The sequence below is a fragment of the Citrobacter sp. Awk 4 genome (assembly GCF_028069725.1).
Lineage (GTDB): Bacteria > Pseudomonadota > Gammaproteobacteria > Enterobacterales > Enterobacteriaceae > Citrobacter_D.
Genome location: NZ_JANEWG010000034.1, coordinates 1 through 19765, shown reverse-complemented (window position 1 = coordinate 19765; position 19765 = coordinate 1). Strand labels below are relative to the sequence as shown.

Here is a 19765-nt window from a genome sequence, read left to right as displayed (position 1 = left end):
GGCTTGACGATTAACATCAACGCAAGCACCTGCTGGATGTACTCTGACTGGTATCATCGCAGAAGTCTCCTTCGATCAGCTTTTTGGGCTGTTCATCATGTAACCCGGGATCGGTTACCGGTGAATACGAATACGACATCCCTCGCCTTTACCCGCTTCGGTATGACGGGAGAATAACGCCATAAACCGTACAAGATGGGTTAAGACGTCACGATGGCGAGAAATGGGCGCGTTATCCTGTGCGCGTCTGGTGTCCATATTGTCTTGATATATCATGGAAAATAATTAATAAAGCCACAAAAATAATTCACACCTATAATATCAATGACCAATTAATTCCCCGCAAACATAAAGCAAAATTAGTCAAAAAAGGACTATGAGAAATTGACATAATCTTATGATATTTATTAATGAGCATCATTATGATTACTTCATTGCAAAAAAAACATAAAAAAAATATAACGCTTTTTTTACTATTTTCTGTTGGTACATTCATATTTCTGTGGCTAACGCCTTTAAACAACGACCATTATGCGCTTTCACTTTACCCGATCATTGCTACTTTTACGGGCGCCCTGCACATCCAGATAGGTAGTTTTATGATAATGAACTATCTGAGCTATCGTAAAAACAAATATCTATTACCCCTGGCAAGCGCATTTCATAGCTCAGGAATATTTTTATTTATTGCATTGTATGTTTATTATTCAGACTCGGTTCCAAGAAGTGTTTTTTTTAATAAAATCGCCATACTGTATACTTTGCGAGTAATACTCACCACTGGTTTATTTATCGTTGCCATCTACTTATATAAAAGAGAAAAAAGCCAACAAAAATATCATAATGTTATTGTTTATTCCGTTTTCCTTTGGTGTATTTTACACCTGGCAGTGGCTGTCTCTTATTCAATCAATGCGATGTCAATGCCTTTACAACTGATCAATCTCGACACTTTTGAGTGGTTATATCCCTGGCATGGATTGTTCATCATCTTATTTATTTCGATTTGGGTAGGCATCGTGTTTTTTATTCTTAGCCTGACACAACTCAAAAACCAGTTCTGGCTTAGCATGGCGCTCGTAGCCTTAAGTAACCTACTAATTTTTACAATAATTTTTAAGTATCCCTACATGAATTCAGCTGGCTGGTATCTTGCCCGGGGAGTGGAATGCCTGAGCTCAATGGCAGTAATGACAGTACTCATGTCCGATATCTTCCATCGTTTTAAAGCGTCGCGTCAGGCCTATGAGCTTTCGTACGAAAATTCAGTTCGCGATCCAATGACCCGTCTTTTTAATCGCGGGTATTTTTATAACTCGCTAAGCCGTGAAATAAAAAACGTGACTACACAGAAGCCACTCAGCATTATTTTTTGCGATATTGACCACTTTAAGTCAGTGAATGATACGTGGGGGCATTTGCAAGGGGACAGAGTCATTATCAAACTTGCAGAATTAATGGTCAGCCTGGTTCGAGAGCACGATATTGTTGCACGAATTGGTGGTGAGGAATTTGCTATTCTGCTCCCTGACTGTCATACAGAACGTGCGCAAAATATTGCCGAGAGGATACGTAAACAGGTAGAGCAAGCCACCCCTGCGACAACCGACGGTGATTTTCCACGAACCATCACTGTTAGCCTGGGCATCATTTCTTCTGTTGATTGCAAGATGGCTGCTGAGCAACTTGCTGATTGGGCCGATCGCGCACTGTATATGGCCAAAAACCAGGGACGCAATCGGGCTGTCGTCTTCCCCAAAGAGCTGATGTCGCAAAGTACAGAACAATAATCAATTGGCCGGAACCTCCATTACCTGAATGGAGGTAATCACGCAGCCCTCAGTTAACAAGCAAAATTACGCCTCGCGCTGAACAACGGCGTTGCCTCAGGGAGCCCAAAGCATAGTTTGTGTTAAAGAAAGCGATCTGACTTTAAGAAGATAGATACTGGGACAATAGATGCTCTAGAATTATTCATTATGTCCATGTCTATCAATTAGTTTTTATATTTTGTAAGATAATTTTAATCATGTTAATGTGAATCCATTATCACTGGAGAAAATCTTATGAAACTCGCTGTCTATAGCACAAAGCAGTACGACAAAAAGTACTTGCAGCAGGTTAACGAGGGATTTGATTTTGAACTTGAATTTTTTGACTTTTTGCTAACTGAAAAAACAGCAAAGACGGCGCATGGCTGTGAAGCGGTGTGTATTTTTGTTAACGATGACGGCAGCCGTCCGGTGCTGGAAGAGTTGAAAAAGCATGGCGTTAAGTACATCGCCTTGCGCTGTGCCGGGTTCAATAATGTGGATCTGGATGCGGCAAAAGAACTGGGGCTGCAGGTTGTGCGCGTCCCGGCCTATTCTCCTGAAGCCGTGGCTGAACATGCCATAGGCATGATGATGACACTCAACCGTCGTATTCACCGCGCTTATCAGCGCACCCGTGATGCAAATTTTTCTCTGGAAGGTCTGACCGGGTTTACGATGCACGGTAAAACGGCTGGGGTGATCGGTACGGGAAAAATCGGCGTTGCCACGCTGCGTATTCTGAAAGGGTTTGGTATGCGTCTGCTGGCGTTTGATCCCTATCCCAGCGCCGCAGCCCTGGACCTGGGTGTCGAGTACGTCGACCTGCCCACGCTGTTTGCCGAGTCGGATGTGATCTCCCTGCACTGCCCATTAACACCGGAGAACTACCATTTACTCAACCATGCCGCCTTTGATCAAATGAAAAATGGCGTGATGGTCATCAACACGAGTCGTGGCGCACTGATCGATTCCCAGGCCGCAATCGAAGCGCTGAAAAACCAGAAAATTGGTTCACTGGGAATGGACGTGTACGAAAACGAACGCGATCTGTTCTTTGAAGACAAATCAAATGATGTGATCCAGGATGACGTTTTCCGTCGCCTTTCAGCCTGCCATAACGTGTTGTTCACCGGGCATCAGGCCTTCCTGACGGCGGAAGCGTTGATCAGTATTTCTGAAACGACGTTACAGAACCTGAATCAACTTTCCAAAGGTGAAACCTGCCCGAACGCCCTGTTTTAACCTTTTCGCTCCCCTGTCATCAGGGGAGCATTTTCAGATAATCACCAATGATTTATCTGACCATATTATTATTATGGTAAATATTCCCCATTATCGAATGTAGAGAACCGTCATGCAAAAAATCGTCACGCTGGTTGCACTCAGCATGCTAATGGCTGGTTGTGTGAGTAACAGCAAAGTGTCCGTTAACAGCGATCAGCTACAGCACCACCGTTTTGTTCTTGAGAGCGTTAACGGCAAGCCGTTCCCTGCCAGTAAAAATCCCCCGGAACTCAGTTTTGGCGAGAAGATGACAGTTTCGGGGAAAATGTGTAATCAGTTCTCCGGCGAAGGCAAACTGTCTGACGGCGAACTGAAGGTGAAAGAGATGGCGATGACACGCATGATGTGTGCCGATCCGCAGTTAAACGAACTGGATAACACTATCAGCACCATGCTCAGGAAAGGGGCGCAAGTCGACTTAACCGCCAACCAGTTGACACTGGCAACGGCGGAACAGACGTTAACGTATAAACTGTCAGATTTAGTGCAGTAAATCGGCGGCGATTAATAGCTGCCGCAACTCCCGGCGGCGAGCGACTGTTCACTGCAGCGTTTGCCGTTGGGTAATGCGCACATGCCGATGGCCGAACCATCAAGCTGGCGAGCCACAGAGAGCGAACCACCAATCATGGCGCAGTTAGCCTCACCAGAACTGGACATTGCCGCTCTTAAACCGGGCGTCACATGCGCTGCCGTAGCCTGCTGAACAGGTTCACTACTGCAAGCCGACAAAAATAAGGCGGCACACCCCACCAAAAACGCTGCGCGCATTTCTCTCCCCTCTAAAAATTGACCAAAGACAACACCGCCATAAATGATAGGCAGTGGAATCTGCGGCGTCGAGAGGTAATGTGCGCATTTATGCGCCCTGGTGGCATTTTCTGGCAATTTTTTTCACGTCTGGTTGATCACACCCTTCACTTTTTTATCGCATGAACACAAAGAATGCAAAAAGACAGCTCGGCGGCGTTTGCTAAATCGAGCTCTGCGATCCCCTGCCCCTCTGGACGTAGTGCAATTCAGGAGCACCTCCTTACGAACTCCGTGCAGTAAAATCAACTGAATAATGGCTAGCTTTGCAGTTATTAACCCCGCTCTATAACAGACTCAGTGTATGAACGAATAATTATTATGTTCACCGCAGAGAGCCTCTTTATTTTTAATACTGGCGCGATGGCGAAAAACATGAACAATTAATTCCCCTAAACATTCATCCATAATCACCATCCTCCTCCGTGATAATCTACAAAATTTTCGCCCCCAAACTGGTTGCATCTGAAGATTATTATCAAACTCTCAGCACCAATTAACACAATTAATTTACAGAAACGCTAAACAATACCTGCTTACATTTATCGTGATCAGGCGCTATTCAGGACAATACTCATCGTCTTTACAAAAAAATCTCGCCCCTTTTTATTCGCTCTCAGCCCTTTGTTCATCGTAAATTCAGTCTGTTCGAGGAGCGAAGAAGTTAGTTTTAATGAAAATCGAGGGTTGTCTCAGATTCTGAGTATGCTAGGGTATATTCAGCTAACATCTCAGTAATATTTTACCTTTAACTGTACTAGATTCATAAGTTATTTTATTGCATAGCGAGCAAACTTAAGCAGATATCTTATATAACGTATTTGATAAACATCTCAGCGAGCATTCAAATACGCAGAGTAAGGTATTTCAATATGAAAATTATAAAAGGGATCACAATGCAACGTACAACTATTTTAGCGGCAACTCTTGCCACACTCGTTACCACCAGTACTCTGGCGGCAGACTTACCAGGCAAAGGCATTACCATTCAACCTGTACAGGGTACCCTGGCAGAAGAAACTTTTCAGACGCTGCTGGTGATTCGCGGCCTGGAAAAGCTTGGTTATACTGTTAATAAACCAAGCGAAGTCGATCCCAACGTTGCTTACTTATCTGTGGCCTCTGGCGATGCCACTTTTATGGCAACTAACTGGCAACCTCTGCATGATGATATGTATGAATCTGCAGGCGGTGACAAAAAACTTTATCGTAAGGGTAATTACGTTGAAGATGCAGCCCAGGGATATTTAATCGATAAAAAAACCGCCGAAAAATATCAGATCACCAATATCGCACAACTGAAAGATCCTAAAATCGCCAAATTATTTGATACCAATGGTGACGGCAAAGCAGACCTTACAGGTTGTAACCCGGGATGGGGTTGTGAAGCCGTTATAAATCATCAGATCAAGGCCTATAACCTTAGCAATACCGTGATTCACAACCAGGGCAATTATGCTGCCTTGATTGCCGATACGATTGCGCGTCACAAACAGGGTAAACCTATTTTGTATTATACCTGGACACCCTATTGGGTGAGCGATGTGATGGTACCGGGCAAAGATGTACAGTGGTTACAGGTGCCATTTTCCTCCATGCCTGGCGCCCAGAAAGATGTAGACACCAAGTTACCAAATGGTGCCAACTATGGTTTTCCGGTAAATACCATGAATATTGTCGCCAATAAAGCCTGGGCGCAGAAAAACCCTCAGGCCGCAGCGTTGTTTAGTCTGATGAAACTACCGCTCGCAGATATTAATGCACAGAATACCATGATGCATAACGGTTCCGCATCAGAAGCAGATATTCAGGAACACGTTGATAGCTGGATTAAAGCCCACCAGCCGCAATTTGAAGGTTGGGTTAAACAGGCACTGGACGTTAAGTAACACACCTTATGCGTGAACACACCAGACTCAATCTTTTCATTCTGAAAAATTGGGTTTGGTACTCCCCTTGCACGATCACATTTTTGCCATACCGTAATTAGCATTTCATTACGAGACAACTTCTGCCAAAGAATACCGTTTCACGTTACTCTCGTAGAATCTTCATTTCCAGATTGGAATAAGGGTAATAATACATTTCTACTTCACTGCTCTACAGTGCTAGTCACCTAATCACTATGAACCCACACGCGCCACACGAAATATTCGTCAAATAAGACTCAATTCCATAACCTCATGAAAAGTTCCCAAATAGCGATTGCTTCGATTGCAGCAACAACAAAAAAAATAAGTTTATCTTCTCTCATACACATTTTTAATCCATTTGATAACTGATTACACACTTTGACGTTTTTATTGCCCAGATAGCTGTTGATTCTCTTAAACATTGTGAGACAACTCCAGTCTAACAAATACCCAGCCATGTACAAGAATTAATCTGCCATAGTATGAAGACAGTCCCCCTTACATTTATTATCACTAATTATCTCTTTATTACACCCATTGAAATGGACGAACAAAAACTCCTGTTTGGCACAGACATCACCACTGTGATTCTCATAGCAGTAATGGTGGATTAATAATAGAAAACAGGAGCCGATAAAAACGAACCGTAAATAAGCCAGACAATAATTTTTGTCACTACTTTTTCTGATAAAATCATTAATGCATAGTCTGTTTTAAAACATCTCAGGGGTACCGCAGGGAGAAAGTGGCCATAAAGCGGAATCGCGTTATCGCGCTCGCTGACCGTCATGACACAGGTATACCAATCGGATTAACTGCAAGAACACATCCGTCATTCATCGCCACACATACGGGCCCTCAGAATTAACGAGATTTATGCTACATGACTCGTGTAAATCAATCGAAATCAGGTGGATATGCTTAACTAAAAAACCAAAACCGAAACGCCACAAATGCGCCCACTGTGTCATTTTGTGCACTCGAAAGCCTCATAACTTCAAGGGAATACAGGAAAGTCCTATAATTAGAGGATAACTACAGGACTCGCCGAGGTTTCGCGCGTCCCTTTATTTTGCGCAATGTAAGGGTGTCATATGATTACTATTGACGGTAATGGTGCGGTTGCTTCAGTCGCGTTCCGTACCAGTGAAGTTATCGCCATCTACCCGATTACGCCAAGTTCGACAATGGCTGAACAGGCGGATGCCTGGGCCGGAGACGGGCTTAAAAACGTGTGGGGGGACACCCCGCGCGTCGTGGAGATGCAGTCGGAAGGCGGCGCAATCGCCACTGTTCACGGCGCGTTACAGACCGGGGCGTTGTCTACATCGTTTACGTCCTCGCAGGGTCTGCTGCTGATGATCCCGACACTGTACAAACTGGCAGGCCAGCTTACCCCGTTTGTCCTCCATGTTGCTGCCCGGACCCTCGCCACACACGCGTTGTCTATTTTTGGCGACCATTCCGACGTGATGGCCGTTCGCCAAACCGGTTGCGCTATGCTGTGTGCCAGTAGCGTTCAGGAAGCGCAGGATTTTGCGCTGATTTCGCACATCGCCACCCTGAAAAGCCGCGTGCCGTTTATTCATTTCTTTGATGGTTTTCGTACCTCACATGAGATCAATAAAATTGTCCCGCTGGCCGATGACACCATTCTGAGCCTGATGCCGCAGGCTGAAATTGATGCGCACCGCGCCCGCGCACTGAATCCGGAGCACCCGGTGATCCGCGGTACATCGGCGAACCCGGACACCTATTTCCAGTCTCGCGAGGCAACCAACCCGTGGTATAACGCCGTTTACGACCACGTTGAACAGGCGATGAACGACTTCGCCGCCGCCACCGGGCGTCAGTACCAACCGTTTGAGTACTACGGTCACCCGCAGGCCGAACGCGTCATCATTTTGATGGGCTCCGCAATCGGCACCTGTGAAGAGGTCGTTGATGAACTGCTTACACGCGGCGAAAAAGTCGGCGTGTTGAAAGTCCGCCTGTATCGCCCCTTCTCCGCCCGCCATTTACTGCAAGCGTTACCGGAATCCGCTCGTGCGGTTGCCGTTTTGGATCGCACCAAAGAACCTGGCGCGCAGGCGGAACCGCTGTATCTGGATGTGATGACAGCCCTGGCCGAAGCCTTCAACAGCGGTGAGCGCGAATCTTTACCGCGTGTCATCGGGGGGCGTTATGGTCTCTCGTCAAAAGAGTTTGGCCCGGACTGTGTACTGGCCGTCTTTAATGAGCTGAACAGCGCCAAACCAAAACCGCGTTTTACGGTAGGCATTTATGATGATGTGACCAATCTGTCACTGCCTTTGCCTGAAAACACGCTGCCCGGCAGCGCAAAACTCGAAGCGCTGTTTTATGGTTTAGGCAGTGACGGTAGCGTTTCAGCAACCAAAAATAACATCAAGATTATCGGTAACTCCACGCCGTGGTATGCACAGGGTTATTTTGTCTACGACTCCAAAAAAGCAGGTGGCCTGACCGTATCTCACCTGCGGGTGAGCGAGCAGCCAATTCGCTCTGCTTATCTGGTCTCCCAGGCGGATTTCGTCGGTTGCCACCAGTTGCAGTTTATCGACAAATATCAAATGGCGGAGCGTCTGAAACCTGGCGGCATTTTCCTGCTTAACACCCCCTATCATGCTGATGAGGTATGGTCGCGGTTGCCACAGGAAGTTCAGGCGGTTCTTAACCAGAAGAAGGCCCGTTTTTACGTTATCAATGCCGTCAAAATTGCCCGTGAATGCGGTCTGGCTGCCCGCATCAACACGGTCATGCAGATGGCGTTCTTCCATCTAACGCAAATTTTACCGGGCGACACTGCGCTGGCGGAGTTGCAGGGCGCCATTGCGAAAAGCTACAGCAGTAAAGGCCAGGATTTAGTAGAGCGTAACTGGCAGGCTCTGGCGCTGGCCCGTGAGTCGGTCGCCGAAGTTCCCCTGCAGGCGGTGGATCCGCACAGTGCGAATCGTCCTCCGGTCGTTTCCGACGCCGCGCCTGATTTTGTGAAAACCGTCACCGCCGCAATGCTCGCCGGTCTTGGCGATGCCCTGCCCGTTTCCGCGCTGCCGCCGGACGGCACCTGGCCGATGGGCACCACCCGTTGGGAAAAACGCAACATCGCTGAAGAGATCCCCATCTGGAAAGAAGAGCTGTGTACCCAGTGTAACCACTGCGTCGCCGCCTGCCCTCACTCAGCCATCCGCGCCAAAGTGGTTTCGCCTGAGGCGCTGGAAAACGCGCCGGCCAGCCTGCATTCGCTGGATGTGAAATCACGCGATATGCGCGGTCAGAAATACGTTCTGCAGGTTGCGCCCGAAGACTGTACCGGCTGTAATTTGTGTGTCGAAGTTTGCCCGGCAAAAGATCGTCAAAATCCGGATATCAAAGCCATCAACATGATGTCGCGTCTTGAGCACGTTGAGGAGGAGAAAATAAATTATGACTTCTTCCTCAGCCTGCCGGAGATTGATCGCAGCAAACTGGAGCGTATCGATATCCGTACCTCGCAGTTGATTACACCACTGTTCGAGTATTCCGGCGCCTGTTCCGGCTGTGGTGAGACGCCGTATATCAAGCTGTTGACGCAGTTGTACGGCGACAGAATGTTGATCGCCAACGCCACCGGGTGCTCTTCAATCTATGGCGGCAATCTGCCTTCAACGCCTTACACCACCGACATTCATGGTCGCGGGCCCGCGTGGGCAAACTCATTGTTTGAAGACAACGCCGAGTTTGGCCTGGGCTTCCGTCTGACGGTGGATCAACACCGGGTACGTGTTATGCGCCTGCTGGAACAGTTCTCAGATCTGATCCCCGCAGAATTAAATGCTGCGCTGCATGCCGATGCCACGCCTGAAGTGCGCCGCGAACAGGTCGCCGCATTGCGCCTGCATCTTAAAGATGTTGACGCTGCGCGTGAACTGTTAACCGATGCCGATGCGCTGGTCGAAAAATCAATCTGGCTGATTGGCGGTGACGGATGGGCCTATGATATTGGCTTTGGCGGTCTTGACCATGTATTAAGTCTGACCGAAAACGTCAATATTCTGGTACTGGATACCCAGTGTTACTCCAACACCGGTGGGCAAGCATCAAAAGCGACGCCGCTGGGTGCCGTGACGAAATTTGGCGAACACGGGAAACGGAAGGCGCGTAAAGATTTGGGCGTCAGTATGATGATGTACGGTCATGTTTATGTCGCACAGATCTCATTGGGGGCGCAACTGAACCAGACAGTGAAGGCGATTCAGGAAGCTGAATCGTATCCGGGGCCGTCGCTGATCATCGCCTACAGCCCCTGCGAAGAGCATGGCTACGACCTGGCGTTAAGTCACGATCAGATGCGTCAGTTAACCGCAACCGGCTTCTGGCCTCTGTATCGCTTTGACCCACGTCGGGCCGATGAAGGCAAACGACCGCTGGCGCTGGATTCTCGCCCACCGTCAGACGCGCTGGCTGAGACGTTGCTCAACGAGCAGCGGTTCCGTCGCCTGAATAGCCAACAACCAGAAGTGGCCGAGCAATTGTGGAAAGACGCTACGGCGGATCTGCAAAAACGCTATGACTTCCTTGCGCAATTAGCCGGTAAAGCGGAAAAGAGTGATGCGGAGTGAACCTGAAAGTAAAAAATTAGCGTTCAGATAAAAAAAAGCCCGAACAATGGTTCGGGCTTGTCAATTTATTCGCTGGGAAATAAAACCCCATCGCAATGGCCAACGAAAAAAGCAAAAAGTGACAATAAAGGCATATAACCCGCGCAGAATATCGCAACAAATTTCGCTTGTATAATTTTTATTTTATATATTTCACGCCAAATCATTCATGAAAATTATCACTATTTCAGCGGAATTATTTATTTAAGATTTTACTTAACGCGTAACAATTCATATTTATCGATTTACGGAACTTCTCATTTAGCATGCTTTCACTCCCTCATACGGGTAGTCACAGGTAATTAAAAAAAACTAAAGGATTATTTCGATGAAAAGAAAAGTATTGGCTCTCGTTATTCCTGCTATGTTAGCCGCAGGTGCTACCCACGCCGCTGAAATTTATAACAGCAACGGCAACAAATTAGATCTTTACGGTAAAGTAGTCGGTCTGCACTACATGTCTGACGACGCTGGCGCTGATGGCGACCAGTCTTATATGCGTATGGGTTTCAAAGGCGAAACTCAGATCAATGACGAACTGATCGGCTTCGGTCAGTGGGAATACCAGGTTAACACCAACACCACTGAAAGCGACCACGGCAACAGCTTCACCCGTCTGGGTTTCGCGGGTCTGAAATTCGGTGACTACGGTTCATTCGACTACGGTCGTAACTACGGCGTAATGTACGACGTAGAAGGCTGGGTGGATATGCTGCCAGAATTCGGTGGCGACTCTTACACCAAAGCGGATAACTTCATGACCGGCCGTGCCAACGGCGTTGCGACTTACCGTAACAACAACATGTTCGGTATGGTTGACGGCCTGAGCTTCGCGTTGCAGTTCCAGGGTGCTAACGAGAACCAGGTTACTGACGAAAATGGCCAGGAAATCCAGGAAGGTACTGGTAACGGTAACGACAAACGTAACATCAAAAACTCCAACGGTGACGGTTTCGGTATCTCCACCTCTTACGACTTCGGTATGGGCGTAACGCTGGGTGCGGCGTATACCTCTTCTGACCGTACTAACGAGCAGGTTGAATTCTCTACTGCTGGCGGCGACAAAGCTGACGCATGGACTGTCGGTGGTAAATACGATGCGAACAACATCTATTTCGCTGCAATGTACTCCGAAACCCGTAACATGACCCCGTATGGTGACAGCTACAACACCATCGCCGACAAAACACAGAACTTTGAAGTGACTGCTCAGTACCAGTTCGACTTCGGTCTGCGTCCGAACATTTCTTACCTGATGTCTAAAGGCAAGGATCTGGGCACCGACGGCGACCAGGATCTGGTGAACTATGCTGAAATCGGCCTGACTTACTACTTCAACAAAAACATGTCCACCTTTGTTGATTACAAAATCAACCTGCTGGACGAAGACGACAGCTTCTATGCTGACAACGGCATCGCCACTGACGACATCGTAGCACTGGGTCTGATTTACCAGTTCTAAGTCTACCGGCCCGCTGGCAACAGCGGGCTATTCTCCCTTCCCCCCGTCCATCACGACATTATTCTATTTCTGCTAAAACAATATCTGTTGCGTAAAAATCTCCGTTTGATAGATGATGACTTGCATAAGAACCAGTCATAACGGACACCTGCCATGCTCCACCATCCTGTAAAATCATCGCGGATCGCATCCGTCGGCTATGATGAGTCATCCCGCACGCTGGAAATTCGCTTTCATCACCCTGATACTGTTTTGCAATATCAGGATGTTCCCGCCCGTATATTTAATAATTTTCTCAACGTTGTCTCCAAAGGGCGATTTTATGACGGCGTAATTAAGGGAAAATTTGCGGAACGGGAACTGAAATGACACAAAATGTGACGTCCGTCATTATACATAAAGTGCTATCACGAGATAGAATTTAGGTGGATACTTAAACAGGAGGTTTTATGAGCAGAATGATTCTTGTCCCTATCGATATTTCCGATTCAGAATTAACTCAACGTGTGATTGCCCATGTCGAAGCGGAGGCAAAAATTGACGACGCACAGGTCCATTTTTTGACCGTGATCCCGTCACTGCCCTATTACGCCTCATTAGGTCTGGCGTATTCGGCTGAATTACCCGCGATGGACGATCTGAAAGCCGAAGCAAAATCTCAACTGGAAGAAATTACCAGGAAGTTCACTATCCCCAGAGACAGAGTCCATCTGCATGTTGAGGAAGGCTCTCCAAAAGATAAGATTCTGGAAATGGCGAAAAAGTTACCGGCCGAGATGGTGATTATTGCCTCGCATCGCCCAGATATCACCACCTATCTGCTGGGCTCCAACGCCGCTGCCGTGGTACGTCACGCGGAGTGTTCCGTGCTGGTTGTTCGCTAAACAGTGCCGCCCGCAACGCCGTTGCGGGCTTTTAGGTGGTTTTTTTATAACGAAATCCGATGAAAACCAAATAACAATGCAGGTGCCAGCCGATAAAAAGGCACCGGACGCCAGAAAAAATACCCCTGTAAATAATGAATCCCTTTGGCGTTCAGGTAATCAGCCTGATGCTGCGTCTCTACGCCTTCTGCGATGATTTTCAACGACATCTTTTTCGCCATATCAATAACGCAGTCAACCAGCAGGGTTGAATCCGGGGTATTGCTAATCCGTCGCACAAAGCTTTTATCAATTTTAATGAAATCAACCGGAAATTCGTTGAGATAAGAAATACCGGAATAGCCGGTACCAAAATCATCCAGCGCCACCAGCACGCCATGACTTCGCAAACGGGCAAACATCGACAGGCTTTTCGGTGTTAAGGCTAAAGGTTCCCGTTCTGTCACTTCCAGTACCAGCGTGATTTTTTTCGCGGACAAGACATCCAGCAGATGCAGGCAATCATACTCCAGTTCTTCGCTTTGCCCGTGCGCCGCACTGATGTTGATACCAATATGCAGACCTTCCGGTAAGTGAGGCAGCACCGGGGTAAGATCATCGATGACCCGCATCATCAGCTTATGCGTCAGTTCGATAATCAGACCGGTTTTTTCTGCAACCGGAATAAAAACATCTGGAGGGATAAAGCCCGCTTCAGGATGTTTCCAGCGTGCCAGTATTTCGAAACCGTCAATTTTGCCACTCGCCCCATTTACCACGGGCTGATAAAAGGGAATGATCTCTCCCTTTTCTATCGCCCGGCGTAAATTCTCTTCAGGGGTCGTATATTTACTCAGATAACGGTGGAGTATCCATCCGGTTACCAGCGACATGATCGCAAGGATAGCGGTAAGAAAGCCGCCCTGAGAGATCAACCGTGTCAGACTAAAAAAAGGCGGTGGGTCATATTCAATTCTGAAAGGATAACGCAACGATTGCTGATGCGCCTTATCCTGCCGGACTGACGAGAAAGATCTGACAACATCGTTGTAATCTAACATTTTATTACCTACCACGAGGGTAAGCTGTATTCGGTTGGACGCGGTCTTGAGCGCGGTGTTGAGATGTACGAACCCAATACTCGCCCCCACATAACCCGAAATACCCGGCGCCAGATAAAAGAGCACTGGTGTTCCTCCGGTGATTTCATCACCGGGATAAAGTGTAAGACTGGTCGCCGTCGATTTATCTTCTTGAATTTTTCGTGTCTGACTTCCCAGCAGAGAAGAACACCATACTTCGTGATTTCGGATCAGAACCACATAACGTAAATGTGGCCCCATTGCCGCTTCGCGATTTAATACCCGCTGCGCATCAGGAGTGCAGGAACCGGCGGTCAGCGGGCGAACAATGCTAACCGCTTTTATGGCTTCATCCACCATGCTGTCTGCAAGGGATACCGACAGTTTTGCTTCCTGTACTCTGTCTGTGTATGCCGCGCGCCAGAGTTGCCAGTTCAGCGCCGTCACACCGACAATAAAAAACACTAAACCACAAAGTAAGGAGACCAGCGTTGCTCGCATAATGGCTTTCCGGTTTTGGGAGATTTTTTATGGCTTTCCTGAATCGTAAAAATAGTCTGCTTACAGAAAAAAAGTGTGATTAATCAATAAATATTAAAATTACCCGTTATCAGCATTTTCGACGCGCTAAGAACACAGCCAAACGCAGGAAAGAGCAAAAGCCGTACAAGGCGCAAAATCGCCCTGAGGCAAGAGAGAACGTTGCTATAAAACGTGCTGACATTCGTCGCCGTAATCCGTACCATACGCGGCATACTTTTACCTGTTGGCTTTTGCCAGCCGGAGCTAACCCGTCATTTATCACTAGCCAGATGGGCATGATAATGCGCCCACCCTTTTGGTGCCTGAGACAGTAAACAATGCAAGATAATCAAGAAGTTACAAAGAAAGAACAATACAACCTGAAGGTAATGCACCGTCATTAATACATCTCTGATTTTTATATGTTTTCTTAATAATTCAATTAGTTACCAACCCTATATAGCTACACCAACCACCGCCCTTTTACACTTTTCATGCCCCTTTTTTGTCCTTTTTAATAAATTTTGCCCCTGAATTTGCCCCTATACTTTTAGTCTGACATCTGGCTGGAGGTTTCTATGTGCGGTCGATTTTCACAGTCAATGACGCGTGAAGACTATCTCGCCTTACTCTCAGAAGAAGCCGAACGCGACATCCCATACGATCCAGAACCTATAGGACGATTCAACGTTGCGCCAGGCACCAAAGTCCTGTTGCTGAGCGAACGTGACGAACAATTGCATCTCGATCCTGTGTTCTGGGGATACGCCCCAGGATGGTGGGATAAACCGCCACTGATTAACGCGCGCATTGAAACGGCTGCCACCAGCAGAATGTTTAAACCCCTTTGGCAACATGGCCGGGCAATCTGTTTTGCGGACGGATGGTTTGAATGGAAAAAGGAAGGTGATAAGAAACAACCCTACTTCATTCACCGAGCTGATGGACAGCCAATATTCATGGCGGCAATCGGAAGCGCACCCTTCGAACGCGGCGATGAGGCAGAAGGTTTTCTGATTGTGACGACTACTGCGGATAAAGGACTGATAGATATTCATGATCGCCGGCCGCTGGTTTTATCACCGGAAGCAGCTCGGGAGTGGATGCGGCAGGATATTGGAGGGAAAGGAGCAGAAGAAATTGTTGCCGACGGTTCAATACCTGGAAAAATGTTCATCTGGCACGCAGTAACCTGTGCAGTTGGTAATGTGAAAAATCAAGGACCGGAGCTGATCAAAGCAGTATAGGGAATGAAGCCAATTGCTTTCCTCTTTGCACACGACTGTCTGCTATGATCAAGAATATTTATGGTCGCTATAGCTGACTACCGAAGCCCAGCCATTTCACTTTTCGTTTTATTGCTATATGATTCAATTGCTACTTTTACTATGGAATCAAATGGATGAATCGGAAAGCATGGTCTTTTAAAGCAGTAGGTCAGGATGATCTCCGGTACTTTGGGAATAATGGTTATCAAGATGACTCAACTAGCTTTTACAGATATGACAATTTTGTCCCAAACCATAAGCAGGTAAAAAAAGGTGATATTGTCATAATAACGGATAGAAAAAATGTCCTAGGGATATCAGTTATAGATAATTTATCCTCAATTCCATATACAAAGATTCGTAACCGGTGTCCAAATGATAATTGCACACCAGCAAAGTTAATTCATCGGAAATTTAAAAAACCAGAGTGGCGCTGCAGCAACGGACATGAATTCGATCACCCTAAAACGGAAGACACTTCCGCATTATCATTTAAAGCTGAATATAAAAAAAACTACAATTCCATTAATTCGGTGGCCATGACAGATTTAATATCTAACACTCTACGCTACAACGTTCAGAGTTCAATTCAAGAAATTAACTTCGAATGGGCAAGCAATCTGTTGAGCAACATCATTCAATTGGCACCTACCGAAGCGGATAGTGACGATACTATCCTCGATGCAGAAGATCAGAGAAAAGCAGTTATGCGTCAGATTAAGCAACGACGCGGGCAAAAAGCATTTCGTGACAGTTTGATAGCTCAATCTGCTAAATGCGCAGTTAGTAATTGTGAAATCGTTGATATCCTCGAAGCCGCACACATCACTGCGTACAAAAACGATACACACAACCATGTAAGCAATGGGTTGCTATTGCGTTGTGACATGCACACTCTGTACGATCTTGATCTATTTGCTATCGACCCGGAATCGTTCGTTATTTACTTTGCTCCCCAGATCAGAGATAAAGAATATACTAGATATCATGGGAAAAGGTTGAACGTTGCATACAAAATTAATCATGGTTCCCTTGTAGAAAGGTGGAAAAAATTTACTAAAGCATATGGCCCAATGATAAGTATTCAGCAGGATCAGACCATCCATCTTTAGAAGTCGTTTTTCATAGCGATTACATTTCATCAGATGATCGCTATGTTAAGAAAAATAGCTGCTCTGCTGCTATGAACTGAGAGTTCAACCGATGGATGCAACACACTTATTGAACCGCTCTGCGGGTGATTCAATTTGAAGTGCCATGGTAATTAGCTGAATTTATTTTGATGCAGGGTTACTGAGGCAGCACCTATTAGGTTCAAAGTTCAACAGATTTAAAACTATGACTTTAGGTTGAGCTCAACCAGTCTGGTTTATTCATTACATAGACGAAAAAGCAGTACAGAATGTGTGGATAGATGAATTTGCTGAGAATCCGAAATATGACAAACTGAAGAGCAGCGAACATGTCAGTAGAATCCCAGCAAGAACGATCGAAGCATTTAGTTTCCTAGGCCTGATTTTGAAAATTTGGGTTATTCCATGTCGGGTGAACAGAGCACCATAAACAAGACACCATATACCAAGCCAGGGTCCTGGAGCGAAAGTAGCGTACTTATTCAGCCAAGCGTATATGCTTATCAGAATAGGGGCTCCAATAATGATGGGCATCATTGTGGCGCCAAGGTACTCGGTGCCTTTCTTTTTTATTTCCTCTTTTAATGTCAAAAAAATAGACATTGCCATCGCCAACACCAACAACGAGATACCTGCTGGAGCAAACCGTTTTGCCGCCTCAATCTGGGAAGGAGAAGGGTTGAATGAACAGGCTGATGGTGGAATCAGTTTTTTGGCAGCAACTGCCATTGCTACTGAGGGAGGAGTACCAATCTGTGGGGTTGCAGGAGGCAGAGCGTAGGTCCCCGCATACCCATAGGAGATCGGCTTGTTGCCGGTTATTAAGGTTATTTCACTGAGCGGGTGCTGGGCGGCATCCTGGCCGAATACTTTAGAGGCAAGAGGGTCGATTACAACCAGTGCATCTGCAGCAAACGCGGCGTACCATTCGAACAAGTTTTTCGGTTGCTCAGAAATGATTGCTTCCTGGAACTTAGTCAGAGCATCTACATTGTTGATGTCTTTGCTCAGACCAATTGCCGCGTGCTTAGAACTCGAACAACCTACGATAAACAAATTAACCTTCGCTGCCTGGAATATGGCCTGTAGGCTGGCGATACTGGTGGTGACTGGCTTGTTTCCGTCATCGAATTCGAGCTTTCCCTGGCCAGATTGCTGTTCAGGGATGTGTGAAACGACATAAAATGTCTGACCCTGTACTTGCGCCAGCTCTCTCAGTAGTCTCTCCCGCTCGAATGGCTGTTTGCCGGTGAGTATATCCGCCAGAATCTTCGATGTACGTACAGTTTTACTGCTTTTGGAGCCTAAGGCATTCTGTATTTTGCTGAAGATCGAGTCCCCTACCGGGTCTGGAAATAAATTAATGAGATTCAGATGTGATTTGCTGACTTTTGTACTGAGAGCCACAGCATGGCGTGCCCAGATGTGTTCAATAATTAGTCTGTCATATATAGGGTCATCAGCTAACTTGACCACAACGCCAGGCATTTCCTCATTCAGAGCTGCTGTCCTCCCCTTACTGGCCTGTTGGAGGGCAGAGATTGCCTGCGGTGGTAATTTGTCAGTTCGTTCGGCAAACTCTTTGGCCTGGGCTCTGAGAGTTTCAATTTCCAGTGCGTGCTTGTGCTCGCTCGCTGCGGATGAACGTGCAAGTCCGTTCTTAATGATCTGTTTCCATTCCTCAACGCCTAGAGGTTTGTCACTCTCCCGTTCCTGCTTCTCCCATTCGGCATAGATGTACTTGTTTTGACCTATTTTCCTTGCTGAATCCTTGGAAAAATGACCGCTTTTGTATGCTGCAACAGCTAAAGGGCCAGAATAGAATAGCGGATTGTTTGGCCGATTCTGGAGTGCGTGAATGGTCGCCTCTTCACGTTCTTTGGGAGTTAGCTGTCTGTTATTAGTGTCGAATACAGTTTCTATGCGTATAGAGTCGACGGGATGTGGCGGCCTAGCTGGACGTCCAATCCCGGCAGCGCCTGCGACATCGCTCAGACAAGTGGCCAGAAGCAGCCCTGCGAGCAGAGCGGGTAGGAACCTATGCAGTCGTTCCAACTGGAACACCAGCATCATTCACAGTACGATAAATGTCAGCGGCAAGTTTTTCAGCACGCTCGATCAACGCCGCAGCTTCTTTTGTTCCTGCGGCGTCCTCTCCCTTGGTAATTAGCAGCTCTAATTTAGTTCCCAAAATTCCGGCTTCCCATACCCCATCGACCAGCTTGCGATAGGAGCCAGAGAGCACACCGTCAGCGCCGCTGATATCGCGACGCAAATACCGTGCATACAGCGTAGAAAGGGTCCCTGTCAGGGTTAGGGCCGCCAGTATAATTGAAGTAATATGGCCCACTGAATCTTTAGGCGGTGCCCCCCAAATAGCGGTGATGAGCCCTGCTGCACAGATGGCTGCTACGACCTCACCAATCAGGGCGATGCGGTTAGATGCCCTCAATTGCTCAGCTATTTTGGAAATGGCTGGTCTGGCTATCGATTTCATCTGTTGCAAGGCGTTAGCAGCAATGACACATCCCTCGTACATACTGTATTCCAAAGCCGATGAACTGTCCCCCATAGTGCCGCCAACGGGGAGCGCATTACTATGGCCACGCAATTCAAGAGAGAGTCGATCATAAGCTAATGGATCTGAAAGTTTGAGCAAACCCACAAGGTTGCGCATTTTGTCATAAGGTATTGCCATGGATCCCACCTTCAGGTCGGCGAGCAAAATATATCTGACTCATTTGAAATACCTAGGGTTGGCATTGGTCTGATGCAAAAAGCATAGTTCAGCTGTATATAACTTCAAGAACAGAGATAATTGAATAGGCTCAAAGAGAGTATTGATAGTGCGTAGTATACCGACTGAATATTTTCAATTACATCATGATATTCTATTATAATGCTTCAGCGATGAACCACTAGTACCTACTGCCTATAAGCGCTTCCTGCTTAATAA

Annotated in this window: 15 protein-coding genes and 1 pseudogene; 11 read left to right on the top strand and 5 right to left on the bottom strand. The window is 46.9% G+C overall.

From position 1 onward, the window contains the following. Window positions 1–114 precede the first annotated feature (114 nt). On the bottom strand, window positions 115–258 hold the full coding sequence (locus tag NNO04_RS15030) for a hypothetical protein (RefSeq protein ID WP_271445361.1): 144 nt from the start codon (window positions 256–258) through the stop codon (window positions 115–117). Between the two features lie 164 nt (window positions 259–422). On the opposite strand from NNO04_RS15030, the gene NNO04_RS15025 reads away from it, so the two are divergent. The 3 genes from NNO04_RS15025 to hslJ all read left to right on the top strand — a co-directional run bounded on the left by NNO04_RS15025 (window position 423) and on the right by hslJ (window position 3591). After that, entirely contained in the window at window positions 423–1790 is a 1368-nt protein-coding gene (locus NNO04_RS15025; RefSeq protein ID WP_271445360.1) for a sensor domain-containing diguanylate cyclase, read from the top strand. 276 nt (window positions 1791–2066) lie between these two features. Continuing rightward, entirely contained in the window at window positions 2067–3056 is a 990-nt protein-coding gene (gene ldhA, locus NNO04_RS15020; RefSeq protein WP_271445359.1) for a D-lactate dehydrogenase, read from the top strand. Window positions 3057–3168: 112 nt separating this feature from the next. Further along, a complete protein-coding gene (gene hslJ, locus NNO04_RS15015) occupies window positions 3169–3591 on the top strand; it encodes a heat shock protein HslJ (protein ID WP_271445358.1) in 423 nt (140 codons plus the stop codon). Between the two features lie 11 nt (window positions 3592–3602). On the opposite strand, the gene NNO04_RS15010 is transcribed toward hslJ, so the two are convergent. After that, window positions 3603–3869 carry a putative hemolysin gene (locus NNO04_RS15010; RefSeq protein ID WP_271445357.1) on the bottom strand — a complete coding sequence of 89 codons (267 nt, stop codon included), beginning with the start codon at window positions 3867–3869 and terminating at the stop codon, window positions 3603–3605. A 935-nt stretch (window positions 3870–4804) separates the two neighbouring features. Here NNO04_RS15010 and proX point away from each other — a divergent pair. From proX to uspF, 5 genes are all read left to right on the top strand, one after another. Beyond that, window positions 4805–5797 carry a glycine betaine/L-proline ABC transporter substrate-binding protein ProX gene (gene proX / locus NNO04_RS15005; protein ID WP_271445356.1) on the top strand — a complete coding sequence of 331 codons (993 nt, stop codon included), beginning with the start codon at window positions 4805–4807 and terminating at the stop codon, window positions 5795–5797. Window positions 5798–6915: 1118 nt separating this feature from the next. After that, entirely contained in the window at window positions 6916–10440 is a 3525-nt protein-coding gene (nifJ, locus tag NNO04_RS15000) for a pyruvate:ferredoxin (flavodoxin) oxidoreductase (protein WP_271445355.1), read from the top strand. A gap of 367 nt (window positions 10441–10807) precedes the next feature. Next, a complete protein-coding gene (ompC, locus tag NNO04_RS14995) occupies window positions 10808–11941 on the top strand; it encodes a porin OmpC (protein ID WP_271445354.1) in 1134 nt (377 codons plus the stop codon). Between the two features lie 153 nt (window positions 11942–12094). Continuing rightward, complete coding sequence (locus tag NNO04_RS14990) at window positions 12095–12310, top strand: KTSC domain-containing protein (protein ID WP_271445353.1); 216 nt, start codon at window positions 12095–12097, stop codon at window positions 12308–12310. Window positions 12311–12390: 80 nt separating this feature from the next. Beyond that, window positions 12391–12825 carry a universal stress protein UspF gene (uspF, locus tag NNO04_RS14985; protein WP_271445352.1) on the top strand — a complete coding sequence of 145 codons (435 nt, stop codon included), beginning with the start codon at window positions 12391–12393 and terminating at the stop codon, window positions 12823–12825. Window positions 12826–12869: 44 nt separating this feature from the next. Here the strand turns inward: uspF and NNO04_RS14980 are convergent, their stop codons facing one another. Next, a complete protein-coding gene (locus NNO04_RS14980; RefSeq protein WP_271445351.1) occupies window positions 12870–14387 on the bottom strand; it encodes an EAL domain-containing protein in 1518 nt (505 codons plus the stop codon). A 152-nt stretch (window positions 14388–14539) separates the two neighbouring features. On the opposite strand from NNO04_RS14980, the pseudogene NNO04_RS14975 reads away from it, so the two are divergent. From NNO04_RS14975 to NNO04_RS14965, 3 genes and pseudogenes are all read left to right on the top strand, one after another. Beyond that, window positions 14540–14704: pseudogene (locus NNO04_RS14975) on the top strand (site-specific integrase); the annotation flags it as partial. Window positions 14705–14986: 282 nt separating this feature from the next. Then, window positions 14987–15655 carry an SOS response-associated peptidase gene (locus NNO04_RS14970; RefSeq protein ID WP_271445350.1) on the top strand — a complete coding sequence of 223 codons (669 nt, stop codon included), beginning with the start codon at window positions 14987–14989 and terminating at the stop codon, window positions 15653–15655. A gap of 155 nt (window positions 15656–15810) precedes the next feature. After that, complete coding sequence (locus NNO04_RS14965) at window positions 15811–16788, top strand: HNH endonuclease (RefSeq protein ID WP_271445349.1); 978 nt, start codon at window positions 15811–15813, stop codon at window positions 16786–16788. Window positions 16789–17052: 264 nt separating this feature from the next. Here NNO04_RS14965 and NNO04_RS14960 read toward each other — a convergent pair whose 3' ends face one another. Beyond that, window positions 17053–18864, bottom strand: a complete 1812-nt coding sequence (locus NNO04_RS14960; protein WP_271445348.1) for a hypothetical protein — start codon at window positions 18862–18864, stop codon at window positions 17053–17055. Then, window positions 18848–19507 carry a hypothetical protein gene (locus NNO04_RS14955; protein WP_271445347.1) on the bottom strand — a complete coding sequence of 220 codons (660 nt, stop codon included), beginning with the start codon at window positions 19505–19507 and terminating at the stop codon, window positions 18848–18850. Before NNO04_RS14955 ends, NNO04_RS14960 begins: the two co-directional genes overlap by 17 nt. Window positions 19508–19765: the final 258 nt, after the last annotated feature.